Here is a 14,797-nt window from a genome sequence, read left to right on the forward strand (position 1 = left end):
GTGCAACCGCCCCCGGCCTGGCAATCGTCCCACACGCAGGCCAGCCAACTGAGCAGCCAGCAATGGTGGAGTCATTTTCATAGCCCGGCCCTGGACCGTCTAATCGCTCAAGCACGGGTCGGCAGTTACGACCTGGCCGCAGCCATTGCCCGCGTCCAGCAAGCCCGCGCCACAGCCGTTATTGCTGGCGCCCCGCTGCTACCCGAAGTGAAGTTCGCCAGCAGCGCCAACCGTGAAAAACTGCTGCGCGGCAAGGGTTACAGCCAATTGGACGCCACCGACAACAACAAGGCAGTGGACTCCTTTGACGCCAACCTGACGGCCAGCTACGAAGTGGACTTTTGGGGCGGCAAAGCCGCAGCCCGTGACAGCGCTCTGCACACGCTCAATGCCAGCGAGTTTGACCAGGCCACCGTCGAGTTGACCTTGCTCAGCGGTGTCGCCACCAGCTACGTGCAAACCCTGGCCTTTGACGAGCAACTGCGCATTGCGCGGCTCAACCTGACCAACGCCCAAAGCGTCTTGCACGTGGTTCAGACCCGCTATGACGCAGGCTCTGCCACGGCCCTCGAGCTGGCTCAGCAAAAAAGCCTGGTAGCTGCTCAACAACGGCAATTGCCACTGATGGCCCAGCAAGCTCAGGAAGCCCGTATTACCCTCGCGGTCTTGTTGGGCGAACCCGTGCAACGCCTCACCTTGGGCGACACAGCATTTGCCCAATTGCAGTGGCCAGACATCGGCAGCGGACTGCCCAGTGCACTGCTGAGCCGACGCCCCGACATTGCCAGCGCCGAGGCCAAACTGGCCGCGGCCTCAGCCGATATCACCGTCGCGCGTGCGGCCATGCTGCCCAGCCTGACCTTGAGCGCGACATTGGGCTCAGGCGCGGACCGCTTTGGCGACATGTTGCGCAGCCCTTTCTACAACCTGACGGCCGGGTTGGCCGCACCGATCTTCAACAACGGGCGCCTCAGCGCAGAACGCGACAAAACTGTGGCGCGTCAGCAGGAGCTGTTGCAAACCTATCGCGGGAGCATCATCAGCGCCTTTGCCGACGTTGAAAAAGCCCTCAACAGCGCCAGCGGCCTGGACCAGCAACGGCAATGGCAAGACGAAGAACTGCAACAGGCGCAACAGGCCTTCGACATTGCCCAAAGCCGCTACAAAGCCGGCGCCGAAGTCATGCTGACGGTACTCGAAACCCAACGCACGCTGTATCAGGCACAAGACCAGCACGTGCAACTGCGCATGGCTCGCTTGCAAGCCAGCATCGCGTTATACAAAGCGTTGGGCGGGGGCTGGCAGGTGCAATAACAACCAAAAGATCGCGATGTAGGAGCGAGCTTGCCTCGCGATCTTTTGATCTTCCCTGGGGCTCACACGGGTTTAACCACCAAATGCCGCGCATACCACGGCCGACGCGGTACCCGGCGCAGCAAGTCGTCAATTTTCTTCTCATCGCCAAAGGTAATGCGCAGCGCGAGCTTCATGGTTTCCGGGTCCATCTCGACGCTTTTGCCCACACTCAACCCCGGTGTGGTGCTGCAACCGTGGGTGTCCGGGCCTAACCACGGGTCATCAACTTCCACCCAGCGCCCCGGCGCAAACCACGGCACACCGTTGACCTCCAGACGCGTCAACTCGCCGGGATGAAACCGTTCGTGGGCACGAAACCAGTCCTCCAGACGATCATCGATCCAGCCATGAAACCGCCAAAACACCGGGTTGATATGAGACGAAAACGGGTCGCCCAGAAAATCGTTTTCCGCCACGTACCAACGTGCCGCGAAGTCTGCCGGATCCCGCGCCAAGGGTACTGGCGCGCCATTGGACGGGTCACGTGGCACCGACGCCCAGCGCATGTGCAACCAGTCATGCAGGCCCAGCTCTACCTCAGAGCCGAATTGACCCAAGGTCAGCGTCGACAGATAGCGCGGGTCCCTATAGCGTGACTCCCAGACTTCGAAGTTGCTGTGATACGTCTCGGCCTGTTTGATGTCACTCAGCCATTGGGTGTAGGTGTCATCGCCTTCTGCCAGCCAGGTCGGCGGCAAGGCGCTGCCATCATGGTTGTCGAAATAACGGGCAAATCCGGCCCGGTCGCGTTCAAGCTCGGGCTGCGGCATCGGGAACGAAGGCCACGACGGCAAGTCCTGCATCGAGCGTGCAGCCATCAGCATGTGCCGGTGCATGAAAAAAAAGTCGACGCCCGACCCGTTACGGTCTTTACGAGGGCCACGCGCATCGCGCTCCCTGTCACGCTGACCGGGCTGCCAGCCAATACCGCGCAGCGCATTGCGCTTGTCCTCGGACAGCTCATGCCAAGTATCACGCGAGGCATGCCACAGCTGGTGGAACAAGCGGTGCTCAGGCGATACCAGCCAGTCCAGCAATGTGGGGTTGAGCGGGATACGTTGCCGGGCCTCGGGAAAGGTGCGCTTGAGCGCGACAAAACGGTTGTCTTGCTCGGGCAACGCCAGTGCTCGGTCCAGACGCTGCACACGGCCACTCAGGGTGCCACTGCCAGCGTTGCCGAACATGCCCCAGACCTCATCAAGACTGAAACTGAACTCGTAATCTGGCTGACCGTTGGCGGCGGCGCTGCGGGTCAGGCGCCAGTACATGTGCTTGGGGTCCGGCTCAACCAGATCAGCCAAAATGCGATAGCGCGGCGTTTGCTCACTGTGCAGCACCTGTGCTGTGTCCAGATAACCGCGCACCCCACGCCCACGCGGCGCAATATCCAGCCACACTTCAAGGTCATCCGCAGGCAAACCGTCCAGCCCGGCATCACGGCCAGTGAAACGGATCGTCCACAACCCACGCAATTGATCGGCGATCTGCTGGCCCGCCGTGTCCGCCAAATCGACAGTTGCTTCACCGGGCGTAATCGGCTCATCGACCCGGGTCAGCTCGCGATGCCCAAAATACACCGCAGGCGCTGCTGCGCCGGTGATCGCCAAACCAGCGATAAACCATCGTCGAGAAATCGTCATTGCACTACCTGTCCAAGCCTGAATGCAGGCGTTATCCAAGCTAGAACGTTTGCTCAACGATGAAATTTAACTCGCACGGGGATCATTCATTCATGCCTTGCGGTCAAGATTGCTTTGCGTGGGCTATGGTTTTTCCCACCGCTCAAGCCGTAGATACTCACCCCATTCTTACGACCACCCAGGAGTTATCCATGACAGTCCCAGCATTCGGCCTCGGCACCTTCCGCCTCAAGGGCCAAGTGGTTATTGATTCGGTTACCAACGCCCTTGAACTGGGCTACCGGGCAATCGACACGGCGCAAATTTATGAGAACGAAGCCGACGTCGGCCAGGCCATTGCCAGCAGCGGCGTTGCGCGTGGTGAGCTGTATATCACCAGCAAAATCTGGGTCAGCAACTTCACTAAAGACAAGTTGATTCCAAGCCTCGAAGAGAGCCTGAAAAAACTGCGCACCGATCACCTGGACCTGACGCTGATTCACTGGCCTTCACCCAAGCATGAAGTACCGGTCGCAGAATTTATGGGTGCACTGCTACAAGCCAAGAAACAAGGTCTGACCAAGGCCATCGGCGTGTCCAACTTCACCATCGCGCTGATGAAAGAAGCGATTGCCGCGGTGGGTGCCGAGAACATCGCCACCAATCAGATCGAACTGCATCCGTACTTGCAGAACCGCAAAGTGGTGGAGTTCGCACAAAGCCACGGGATCCATATCACCTCATACATGACCCTGGCCTACGGCGAAGTGCTGAAAGATCCGGTGATTGTCAAAATTGCCACACGCCACAACGCCACCCCGGCACAAGTGACCCTGGCGTGGGCGATGCAACTGGGTTATTCGGTAATCCCGTCGTCAACCAAGCGCGCCAACCTTGAGAGCAACCTCAAGGCACAATCGGTCAAGCTGACCGCAGAAGACATGGCGCAGATTGCCAAGCTGGACCGCGGGCATCGCCTGACCAACCCGCAAAGCGTGGCGCCTGAGTGGGATTAAACGCTAAACACCTGTAGCCGCTGCCGCAGGCTGCGGCTACCGGGTCAATGCACACCAAAGCGCTGCAATTGCATTTCTTGCAAGCGGCTCAAGGTCCGGCGGAAAGCGAACTCCAGGTAGCCCTGGGTATACAACTGGTCCATCGGCACTTGCGCCTCAATACACAGCGGTACTTTGCGGTCGTAGCATTCGTCGACCAGCGCAATAAATCGCCGCACGCTGTCGTCATAGATCGACAACTGCGGCAGATCGCGATCACCCGCCTCGACCTTCACCGGTCCATCTTCCGTACCACGGGCGATCTTGCCTTCGCGTTGCTCGGCACTCAGGCAAGGCACGTCGCTGAGCAAAATCACCGTGTATTGATCACAGATCTGCATAAATTCCGTGGCCGCCAACGGCTGCTCACACAATTCATGAAAGCTGCACCACAACACTCCCGCACCGGCCCGCACAACGTTCACTGAGCGATGGCCTACAGCAATCGGAGCATCCGAAGTTTCCTGCCCTTTTGTCAGTTCCGTGAACACCTGCCCGATCACACTCGACTGATCCGCTGCTTTCACCCAATAACGTTGTTGCGCAATGCCGGGGTGCAGACGATGGTCTTCAGCGCCGTCCACTGACACGATGTCCATGTGCTTGAGAATGGCGGTGATCGCGGGGGCAAAACGCTCTTTATTGTGGCCGTGGCTGTACAACTGTTCTGGCGGCAAGTTCGAGGTGCACACCAGCACCACACCCTCGTCAAACATCACTTGAAACAGCCGCCCGAGAATGATCGCATCACCAATGTCATTGACGAACAACTCGTCAAAACACAGCACTTTCAGTTCCTTGCCCAAGTCCTTGGCGATGATCTTGAGCGGGTCGGCGACGCCGGTCAGCTGAAACAGCCGTTGATGCACCCATTGCATAAAGTGATGGAAATGCTGACGCCGCGCCGGGACGCGCAAGCTTTGGTAAAACTGATCCATCAGCCAGGTTTTACCTCGTCCGACCGGCCCCCACAGGTACACGCCTCTGACCGAACGAGCCCCTGAGTGCAAAGCCTCGTGACAGCGCTGCAACACCTGCACCGCCTGCCATTGCGCAGGATCCTGGACAAAACCTTGCTGTTCAACGGCCCGTTGCCAGGCACTGAGGGGGGACTCGACATTCATTGTTGGGTTTGGCTCCTGAATCAGACGCGGCAGTATGCCAGCGGTTTTTGTCCGACAGGCACTTAAACGATTAATTGCTGAACCAACCCTGCGTAGGAGCGAGCTTGCCTCGCGATCTTTTTGACGATCAAAAGATCGCGAGGCAAGCTCGCTCCTACAGGATTGTTACCGATCCTGCATAAGTGCATGGCAGCATTCGGTCTTTAACCTGCCCGGCAAAACCTTATGATTGAACCACCCCCTAGAAACAACATTGAAACAGGGCACGGTACTTCGTGGCAGACACATACTCAGTGGTCTGGCAACTTCTACCGCCATCCGGCACTTGAAGTCAGTTAGTCGTGATTGTTTTAAGGTCTTATTGAAAATGAAACGTTTGATTGCACTTGCTCTGATGGGTCTGTCTACTTTGGCGATGGCCGACGACCTTAAAGTTGCACAACCCCAACCTGCCGTTGAGCAATACACCTACGCCACCGACCTGGACATCGCCAAAGTCATTAATGTGTCGCCTGTCGCCGATGTGTGTGGAGTAGTTCCGGCAAAAATGACGTACGAAGACCATCAAGGTCAGCGTCACATCATCGAATACCGCGTGATGGGTAACGGTTGCACCAACGGCTAACACCCGCAGCAACCTAAGCCTCAGATCAGCCCCCGTTTGACGGGGGCTTTTTTATGGGTGGGCTCACTGCGATACGCCTCAGCAAACACCTCGGTAATCAACTTGCGTGGTGAGCGTTTGATCAACGCCTTGACCTTGGCGCTCAATCGGAGCAACTCGGCGCTGGGCTTGGCCCATTGCTCGGGCGGCAACGGCTCGGACCATTTACGCATCGCCTCGGGCAGCGCTTTGCGGCCGACCTTGGCGATGCGTTTTATCTCCCATTCCACCAAGTGGTTGGGCAAGGTCCATAACGTCATGACGTGGTAGACGTACCAAAAAAAGCCGTAGATCCACCCCACTTCTTTCTCCCGTATACGCCGATGCAAACTGGCACGGGCATTGCGAAACGTGTGCAGACCTTCATGGGGCGGGTCGCCGGAAGCCTGAAGTTCCAGCGGGTCCTGGATGGCGTGCAGGTCGTTGAGTTCGTACTCCATATAACCGCGCACGGCCTCCCAATTGGCAATCGCCAATTGCAGGGCACCGCACTGGAATTCGACGCTGACCAATTCACCTTCATGCACAAAGCCCATGCCCATCCAGTAGTGGCGGGTCACGCCGTATTGCGTCGCGCTTTGGCCTTGAACCACCCAGGCAGACAGAGATTCCCAAGGGACGAACAAGGGTTCTGTGGCGCCGTCAGGCATAAAACAGACTTCGCGCCGCTGGCGGTTGAAGCGGGTGGGGATGACTTTGGTGAAGAGTTTGTGGTGGTGGAGCCAGATGCAAAAAGCCATGACTAAAAAGAATCCTCCTCCGAAGAGGCCCCACTTCCAGAACACTGCAAAGGTTCCTTGAATCGAATCTAAAATATCCTCACTACCCAATCCTAAAGACGCCGCTAATAATCCTGTTAAAAGTGGAAATACAAAAGAGACTAAGCATGCACAGCTAAATGGCCCACCCAAATTTACTTGGTACGAGAAAACATTCGGCTCCCCCCCACCAAAGTCCAAATAAATATCGTTGTAATCACTGATATAGGGGCAGCAAGGTTCTGCCGCTGTCGGCAGTGGTAAAGGGGCCAAATAGGTTTGTCGCCCAACAAGACATAACTCTATGTCACCCGCTTTTTTTTGTGGGGCTTCATTTGATTGTTGAGGTGATGTCGATATGGCGGAGGTCATTGCAAAGGCTCCATTGCCATGACATCAACCCCCAACAAAGGCATTTCTACGCTCGAATCGAAATGCTGCTTCGCCGAGAGAAAGCGTCCACCTTCAAGAGGATTGAAGCGAATACGGTAATTACGCCGGACCAACTGCCCCTCGTCATCTAACGACTGGAGCTCAAGCTCAATCAATAACTCCTCGGAAATATTGCCGATAGTGCGTTCAGGATTGCGTGGATAAGTCAGCTTGATCAATAAGGGTGCTGACCCGCTCTGTTCTTTTTCGGGCTTGCTCACCATTCGATACAACCCTGCCTGCACCTGCTCCACGGCAAAAGCTCGCCCCCCCTCAAATAAACATTTGATTGCACTTACTCCCATGGGGCTGTCTACCTAGACATCACTAAAGTCATTAACGTGTCGCCTGTGACCTATGTAGGTGAAGTAATTCCGGCAAAAATGACTTATGAAGACTATCAAGTGTGGGAGCGGGCTTGCTCGCGATGCTCTCAAGAGCGCCTCATTTACTCGACAAATACGCATCATCGTTAATGACCATCGCGAGCAAGCCCGCTCCCACAGAGGCAGAAATTGCATAAGTGAACAGCATTGCCGCATACCGGGGGCTCTGTTTGAACAGGTTGCAGCCCAGTGATTTGAGTCGTCATAGCCGCTTAACCACGCTGCCGCGAGTTGGGCTCGCTGCGATACGCCTCAGCAAACACCTCAGTAATAGGCTTGCGCGGTGAGCGTTTGATCAATGCCTTGACCTTGGCGCTCAATCGGAGCAACTCGGCACTGGGCTTGGCCCATTGCTCGGGCGGCAGCGGCTCGGACCATTCGCGCATCGCCTCGGGCAGGGCTTTGCGGCCGACCTTGGCGATGCGTTTTATCTCCCACTCCACCAAATGGTTGGGCAAGGTCCATAACGTCATGACGTGGTAGACGTACCAAAAAAAGCCGTAGATCCACCCCACTTCTTTCTCCCGTATACGCCGATGCAAACTGGCGCGGGCATTGCGAAACGTGTGCAGACCTTCATGGGGCGGGTCGCCGGGAGCCTGAAGTTCCAGCGGGTCCTGGATGGCGTGCAGGTCGTTGAGTTCGTACTCCATGTAACCCCGCACGGCCTCCCAATTGGCAATCGCAAGTTGCAGAGCGCCGCACTGGAATTCGACGCTGACCAGCTCGCCTTCATGCACAAAGCCCATGCCCATCCCGTAGTGGCGGGTCACGCCGTATTGCGTCGCGCTTTGGCCTTGAACCACCCAGGCAGACAAGGATTCCCAAGGGACGAACAAGGGTTCTGTGGCGCCGTCGGGCATAAAACAGACTTCGCGGCGCTGGCGATTGAAGCGGGTGGGGATGACTTTGGTGAAGAGTTTGTGGTGGTGGAGCCAGATGGCGAAGCAGACAGCTGAGGTTACTAGCCACATACATGCTGAAAATTTCCAGGCAGAGAGGAAGTAGCTTATCGAAAAAACCCAACTTGTTGCAGCACTGTCCCCTAGAGCCAATCCCATTAGCCAGATTAATAGTGAACCTCCCAGAGACATTAAACAGGCAAACGTAAAAGGGCCTCCTAAATTAATCTGATATGAGAATACATTTGGCTCACCTCCTCCAAAGTCCAAGTAAATATCGTTGTAATCGCTGATATACGGACAGCAAGGTTCTGCAGCTGTGGGCAGCGGCAAAGGGGCCAAATAGGTTTGTCGCCCAGCAAGACAAAACTCTATGTCACCCGCTTTTTTGGGGGATTCTTCAACTGATTGTTGAGGTGCTGTCAATATGGAAGAAGTCATTGCAAAGGCTCCATTGCCATGACATCAATCCCCAACAAAGGCATTCCTACGTTCGAATCGAAATGTTGCTTCGCCGAGAGAAAGCGCCCGCCTTCAAGAGGATTAAAGCGAATACGGTAATTACACCGAACCAATTGCCCCTCGTCATCTAAAGACTGGAGCTCAAGCTCAATCAATAACTCCTCAGAAATATTGCCGATAGTGCGTTCAGGAGTGCGTGGATAAGTCAGTTTGATCAATAAGGGGGCTGGTCCGCTCTGCTCTTTTTCGGGCTTGCTCACCATACGATATAACCCTGCCTGCACCTGCTCGGTTACAACCTCGCGCTGCTCAACGGGAACACCTCGATCCCCCCGAAGAAACGTTGTAATTCGCTGTGCGCCGATCTTAAGGCCATGACTGGCCCGTCCATCCAGCCTGTCTTGATAATCGGCCAGGGTCACACCCGGCAGTATCACGAAAATCTCGCCCGGCTTAGTGCCACCCAACATGCTTTGCCAAAACGATTCATCATCTGAACGTTTGACCTCTACAAAGGGCGCCTGCTGCTGCAACGTCAAGTAATGCTGGAACTCATGAAGGTTGAGATCTTTACGTTTATCAACATCCAGCCCCCACGGGGTACTTTGCAGCCACTGATCATGGCCACTGGTGTTGTAGCGGTTGTAAAGCCAGGTGCCGGCCAGCTCCAGTATCGTGAAGAACCCACCGGCCCAACTGGAACGGAAAAAGACGCTGCCAAGGCGAGCGCCAGCAACCTTCCACGCCGTCTTACGGGCCTCACCTTTGGCTGCCATCAGTACTTGATAACCGGCTTTTGCGGTATGACCAAAACCATAAGCATTAGTGGCGGCCAAACCTCCCGATGCGCCCATTGTGATCAAAGCACCATTTTGGGCTCCGCGATTGCCGCTACGTACTGCTTGCACCCAGTTGTCACGGTATGTATTCAAACTAAAAACTGCTGCTGCAAACCCGAATGCGTAAGTTAAAAAACCTAATCCAACATGCAACTTGCCAATCGTGACTTGCAGTCGGCTGAGTGAAGTTCGAACTAAGCCTTCCCCTAGATTTTTAGCCTGAGCACTTAGCGCCGTATCGAACACGCCTTGAGCAGCAGCAAACCCAACTGCTCCAGTGGCAGCAAGCGCACTCTTGAAAGCCCCCCAATCCTGATTATCTATGCCCTTAGCCCTAACCTCTCTAAACACCTGAACCAAATTCACCGCCTGCGCCACAAACAGCAACAACGCCGCGCCATCCCCCAGCACGTTCATTACCGGCGCGCGATGGACACCTTTACGAAAGTTATCCATCAACCCGGCCACTTGCCGTTTGCCTTCATTCGGGAAGATAACCGTCAGCCCTGCTTTGCCCTGCGTCGAACCGAAAATCCGTGCATGTTCATCCGGCAACTCCGGGATTGGGCTCAGGCTGGCTGCCAGCCGTCTTTGCTCCAGATCCAGCCGTTGGCTGTCGTACTGGATTTTCTCCAGCAGTTCCCGGGAGGTCTGCGATTTGTGCCCGTGTTGACGATTGGACCTGGCCCGTTTCTGTTTAAGCAGGGCTATTTCCTGGCGCAGTTTGAAGGTCTCACCCAGCGTTTCGCGTAACGCGGCCTGTTCTTGTGGGGTCGCAAAGTGAAACGTCACGCCCTCGGTTTTGGCCGCCTGCACTATTCGCGATTTGAGGGCGACGGGAAGTTTGCGCAGCAGTTCTTCAACGTCGGGCATGGCGTTGTTTTTGAAGAACTCGTCAAAGTTAACCAGCACGTTTTCCAACCCGCGATTAAGCGCCGGGGTCAGGGTGTTGAGGGCGGCATTGGCTACTGAGCGGGTACTCTCCGGGAGGTCGTCCAGCGCCGGTAAGCGGCTCTGTTCAATGCTGCGCAGACGGGCCAGGAGTTCAGGGCTGTTGTTGAACAGGACCATGCCCGCGGCCAGCAAAAATGCGTAGTGCACCCACAACGAGGTTTGGGCGCTGTAGGGCAAGGTGTAATACAGCGGGCGGCTGAATTGGGGGTTGCGCTCGCTGTACACCAGCAGTTGTTCACAAGCGTCGTCGCTGCGGCAAATGTCTTTGAGGCAGGCATATTCAGTGGCAAACGCGTGCCCGGCGTGGCCGATGTCCATCGGGTCGAAGTACCAGCCCGCTGTATGAAACGCGCCCGAGCACATCAGTTTGACCCGGTCGGCAGTGATGGCATCGAGCAGGTGGTTCCAGCGCGCCAGCCCGGCTCGATGGGCGAGTAATTCTCGGTCCATTGCTTCGCGGTCGATCAGTTCATTGACGCCGCGTTGGCCCAGCTTGGTCCCATACAAAACTCCAGTGATCTGCTGGCTCTGTTGCTTACCCAGAGCAATCAACGCTTCGAAGTGTTCATCGACAAATGCCGGTGGCGCTACGCGAAAGTGTTCACGAGTGAAGAAACGACGATCAACGTCTTCAAGTACATTCAGCGCATCAGCGCTGTTGCTCATGCCACGTGAATAGTCAATGTTCTCGGCCAGCGCCTGCGCCCGTTGACGCAACACCTCCAGCTCCGCCGGCACCGGGCTACCCGCGGGCGGGGTCATCAAGCCACCTCTTTCGAGGTACTCAATAATCGCGGTATTTGTGACCCCGTGTTGCGGCTCAGCCATGCCCTGTAAATCATCCAGCAGTGCTTTGTGCGCCGGGTCCGTACTTTCACCGATCAGCGTTTTGACATCCCGCGCATTGAGCTGGCTGAGAGATTCGATGTAGCACGCCAGTACATAGTCGCGTTCGTTGTTGCCCTGCTTCGCCCCGCCATTGCTCCAGTCGTCGATCCAGCCAACCACGTGGTCCTGATAATTGGCCAGGTCGCGCATGACGCCCAAGGTGTCTTCCAGCACCAGATACAGCGTGTCGTGCCGGTACTGTGGATGAATGCAGCCAGTGAGGCGGTTCATGGAGGTTTGAGCGAAACGCGCGGGGGTTTCCCACAGGTAGGGCAAACGCTCGTGCTCGGGCAGTTCCGCGTCCAGCCGTTGTTGGGTGCTGCTGGTGTGCTCGGCCAGCGTGGTGGCAGGGTTCTGTTGTTCTGCCTCGATTCGTTCGGTGGCGACTTCGGCCAGCCAATGCTCGGTCATGTCCGGGGTCAGCAGGTGGGGCCCGCCGGTGTCGCACTTGGCCTTGCTCAAGTCGATCGCTTGCATGAAGTGATTACGCTCGGACGTTGAGTTCAGCACCTGCTGGCACTTTTTCGCGGTCCACGGGACTTCAGAATACGTGACGTACAGCGTGCTGGTTTTGGCGTAAATCAGCCTCGGTTCGTGGATCGGTGCTTCACGGTCGTCGTCGAATACCTCACGACCTTGCCACAGCATGGCGCTGACCAGACCGTCTTCAATACGGTACTCGGACAAGGTCCCGCTGCTGCCCTCAATCACGTACAACCAGCCATCGCGCAACAGCCGGATGCCCAGCGGCCGGGCGTCGAGGCTGTAGGGCATGGCAACCTCGCTCGCGGGATCGAGTCCCGGATTGTCGACGATGGCGTAGCGCAGCGGGATCAACTGCACGGTGGTTTTCATCAGCGGGCAGGTGCCCATACTGTTTCGCGCATCATCGCGGGAGAGGTTGACGTTATTGGGGTTTTTGGGCCAGAAGGGCTTTGACATCTTGGAGCCTCCGGCGAACGCAACGCTCGCCTACTAGATCCATACGAGATATCAAGCACCGTGCCAGAAACAAAACACTCCATATAAAACAAACGTTTGGCGCTAACTAACGGCCAAAACCACCACCGAAACTGGCACAAACAGGTTAAAAGTGCGCAAAAAGCTGCTCAGTACTGCGCAAGAAGTTGCGCAGTTCGCTACAGCCCTTTATTCACGGGGCTTACAGCACGTTAATCCATGTAAAAACAGCGTTTAACTGCGCAAGTTTTTGCGCACTCGTAAAGCGCAGATGTGTATTCAGAGTTAATCTCGATGCAAATTAATGGCAAGGAGCCATTCACATGGACGCGCCGCCCACCTTGCAAACCCAGCGGTTGATCCTGCAGCCCTTGAGCCTGGCGGATGCTGATGCCATCCAGCAACGCTTCCCGCATTGGGAAGTGGTGCGCTACCTGAACGATGTCGTGCCGTGGCCGTACCCGGATGACGGCGCCCTCAGTTACCTGCGTGACGTCGCTCTGCCAGCCATGGCCCGCGGCGAAGAATGGCACTGGACACTGCGTTTGCGCACCCGGCCAGAAGAGGTCATTGGCAGTATCAGCTTGATGGATCACGTCGATAACCACCGGGGGTTCTGGTTGTCACCGCCCTGGCAAGGTCAAGGGCTGATGAGCGAAGCCTGCACTGTGGTGGACGCTTACTGGTTTGAGACGCTGGGCCGCGAAGTGATGCGCGTGCCCAAGGCCGCTCCCAACGCGGGATCTCGGCGTATCTCGGAGCGTGGCGCAATGCGTCTGGTGAGCAGTCAGGAAGGCAGCTTTGTCGGTGGCAAATTTGCGTGCGACTTATGGGAAATTACTCGCGAACAATGGCTCGCACATAGAGCCAGGCGCTAAAAACAAAGCCCGATCCGCACAGGCAGGATCGGGCTGCAAACACTCAGTGAGTGCCTGGACTGAAATCGGCGAGAATCAGTCTTTCTTCTCGGAGATTACTTTGCCTGTCGAGTCGAAAATGATTTCGTACTGAACACCATCAGCCGCTTTGATGCCTTCAGCTTTCCAGAGGCCATTGGCAGGGTTTTCCGCTTCAATTTTCTTGATCACGGTGTAACCGTTTTTGTTCTTCAGCACTTCAACGAGCTCTTTGGAGAACGCCCAGTTCGGATCCAGATTCGGCTGCGCCATCGCAACGCTGGAGCCCAGCAAAACAGCAGTGGTGAGCACAGCAGCAAAAGTTTTCTTCAACATGTTCTTAACTCCATTAATTGATGTTGCGTCTGGTACCAAGATGCCGAAGTAACCGTAGCAGAGAAAAAACGTGGCATCGCAATAAATGACATCCTTTTGACATGGCTCATGTTTTCGTTAGCACAAGCGCAGGGTTAGAATGCACCTCACCAAGGAGCGCACATGAGCGAAACACGCCTCACAGAAGCCGAATACGATGCCATCACCGAGGCTGCGGCTCAGTGGTGCATGCGCTTGCACGAGCCTGACTGTACTGACCAGGAACGTGCCGCTTTTTCTGTGTGGTTAAACGCTGATCCGCTGCACGCCTTTGAATATGAAGCAATGCTCGACATCTGGGACACCAGCGAGCATTTGCCACGGCCACAACCCGCTGTCGCACAGGTCGTGCCCCTGCCCCGCAAGGCTCAGCGCCGTCCTTGGCAGCGTGTGGCCATAGCAGCCGCCATTGCTCTTGTCGCGGCGCCTGTGGCGGCCTACAGCGGCTGGCAACTCGGCGTCATCCCCAGCGCGTATAAACGCCTTGAGGCAGGCAACAGCGTGGTCAACGCGACGTTGCCCGATGGCAGCCAGGTCGAACTGAACCTGGGCAGCCAACTGACCTACCTCAATTACAAAGACCAGCGCCAGGTCACCCTGAACAAGGGCGAGGCGTTTTTCAAGGTGAGCCACGATGTGACGCACCCGTTTGTCGTTCAGGCGGCTGACGGGCGTATCCGGGTCACCGGCACCCAGTTCAATGTGTGGATGTACGAAGATCAGGTGCGGGTCACGCTGCTGGAAGGGTCAGTACTGGTCACCAGCAACAAGAACCTGAGTGGCGACGGCTTGCGTCTGGAGCCCGGCATGCAGGCCAGCTACAAAGGCGGCGACTACGCGCCGCAAATCAGCCAGACCTATGCCAATGCCCCCGACCTGGCCTGGCGTAATGGCAAGCTGATTCTCGACAACCTGACCCTGGCCGACGCCTTGCCCATGATCAACCGCTACCTGAGCACGCCGCTCTCACTGGCCGATACCGCCACCGGCCAGCTGCGGATTGGCGGGGTCTTCAATACCAAGGAAATCCCGAACCTGGTGGCGTCCTTGCCCAAGGTGTTGCCGGTGTATGTGCGCGTCGATCAAAACGGCCAGCCGGTAATCAACGCCCTGCCTCGAGGCTAGAG

Annotated in this window: 13 protein-coding genes; 6 read left to right on the forward strand and 7 right to left on the reverse strand. The window is 56.5% G+C overall.

Annotation, left to right across the window (positions count from 1 at the left end; translation table 11 throughout):
* On the forward strand, positions 1-1,314 hold a 1,314-nt coding region (locus GHO41_RS03325), incomplete at its 5' end, for an efflux transporter outer membrane subunit (protein WP_153432966.1).
* Positions 1,315-1,376: 62 nt separating this feature from the next.
* On the opposite strand, the gene GHO41_RS03330 is transcribed toward GHO41_RS03325, so the two are convergent.
* Positions 1,377-2,996 (reverse strand): PvdJ/PvdD/PvdP-like protein, encoded by a 1,620-nt coding sequence (locus tag GHO41_RS03330; RefSeq protein ID WP_153390485.1) that lies wholly within the window; start codon positions 2,994-2,996, stop codon positions 1,377-1,379.
* Between the two features lie 191 nt (positions 2,997-3,187).
* Between GHO41_RS03330 and dkgB the strand changes: the two genes are divergently transcribed.
* Positions 3,188-3,991: a 2,5-didehydrogluconate reductase DkgB gene (gene dkgB / locus GHO41_RS03335; protein WP_153390487.1), complete on the forward strand. Its 804-nt coding sequence runs from the start codon at positions 3,188-3,190 to the stop codon at positions 3,989-3,991.
* A gap of 44 nt (positions 3,992-4,035) precedes the next feature.
* Here dkgB and zapE read toward each other — a convergent pair whose 3' ends face one another.
* Positions 4,036-5,154, reverse strand: a complete 1,119-nt coding sequence (gene zapE, locus GHO41_RS03340; RefSeq protein ID WP_153390488.1) for a cell division protein ZapE — start codon at positions 5,152-5,154, stop codon at positions 4,036-4,038.
* A 367-nt stretch (positions 5,155-5,521) separates the two neighbouring features.
* On the opposite strand from zapE, the gene GHO41_RS03345 reads away from it, so the two are divergent.
* A complete protein-coding gene (locus GHO41_RS03345; protein WP_153333633.1) occupies positions 5,522-5,779 on the forward strand; it encodes a DUF2790 domain-containing protein in 258 nt (85 codons plus the stop codon).
* Between the two features lie 20 nt (positions 5,780-5,799).
* On the opposite strand, the gene GHO41_RS03350 is transcribed toward GHO41_RS03345, so the two are convergent.
* Positions 5,800-6,558, reverse strand: coding sequence for a hypothetical protein (locus GHO41_RS03350; RefSeq protein ID WP_256678664.1), 759 nt, complete (start codon positions 6,556-6,558; stop codon positions 5,800-5,802).
* A 386-nt stretch (positions 6,559-6,944) separates the two neighbouring features.
* On the reverse strand, positions 6,945-7,313 hold the full coding sequence (locus tag GHO41_RS03355) for a hypothetical protein (protein WP_153432968.1): 369 nt from the start codon (positions 7,311-7,313) through the stop codon (positions 6,945-6,947).
* Between the two features lie 18 nt (positions 7,314-7,331).
* On the opposite strand from GHO41_RS03355, the gene GHO41_RS03360 reads away from it, so the two are divergent.
* Positions 7,332-7,484, forward strand: a complete 153-nt coding sequence (locus GHO41_RS03360) for a hypothetical protein (RefSeq protein ID WP_371928832.1) — start codon at positions 7,332-7,334, stop codon at positions 7,482-7,484.
* A gap of 122 nt (positions 7,485-7,606) precedes the next feature.
* Here GHO41_RS03360 and GHO41_RS03365 read toward each other — a convergent pair whose 3' ends face one another.
* Together GHO41_RS03365 and GHO41_RS03370 are read right to left on the reverse strand one after the other, a co-directional pair.
* Positions 7,607-8,368 carry a hypothetical protein gene (locus tag GHO41_RS03365; protein WP_256678665.1) on the reverse strand — a complete coding sequence of 254 codons (762 nt, stop codon included), beginning with the start codon at positions 8,366-8,368 and terminating at the stop codon, positions 7,607-7,609.
* A gap of 365 nt (positions 8,369-8,733) precedes the next feature.
* The gene (locus tag GHO41_RS03370) at positions 8,734-12,381 is read right to left on the reverse strand and encodes a toxin VasX (RefSeq protein WP_256678666.1); all 3,648 of its coding nucleotides are present in this window, start codon (positions 12,379-12,381) and stop codon (positions 8,734-8,736) included.
* 341 nt (positions 12,382-12,722) lie between these two features.
* Between GHO41_RS03370 and GHO41_RS03375 the strand changes: the two genes are divergently transcribed.
* Positions 12,723-13,277, forward strand: a complete 555-nt coding sequence (locus tag GHO41_RS03375) for a GNAT family N-acetyltransferase (RefSeq protein WP_153327745.1) — start codon at positions 12,723-12,725, stop codon at positions 13,275-13,277.
* A 75-nt stretch (positions 13,278-13,352) separates the two neighbouring features.
* Here GHO41_RS03375 and GHO41_RS03380 read toward each other — a convergent pair whose 3' ends face one another.
* Positions 13,353-13,631 (reverse strand): PepSY domain-containing protein, encoded by a 279-nt coding sequence (locus tag GHO41_RS03380; protein ID WP_048373129.1) that lies wholly within the window; start codon positions 13,629-13,631, stop codon positions 13,353-13,355.
* A 162-nt stretch (positions 13,632-13,793) separates the two neighbouring features.
* Here GHO41_RS03380 and GHO41_RS03385 point away from each other — a divergent pair, with 162 nt between their 5' ends.
* On the forward strand, positions 13,794-14,795 hold the full coding sequence (locus GHO41_RS03385) for a FecR family protein (RefSeq protein ID WP_153327743.1): 1,002 nt from the start codon (positions 13,794-13,796) through the stop codon (positions 14,793-14,795).
* Positions 14,796-14,797: the final 2 nt, after the last annotated feature.

Origin of the sequence: Pseudomonas sp. FSL R10-0399 (assembly GCF_009600165.1) — a bacterium.
Lineage (GTDB): Bacteria > Pseudomonadota > Gammaproteobacteria > Pseudomonadales > Pseudomonadaceae > Aquipseudomonas > Aquipseudomonas helleri.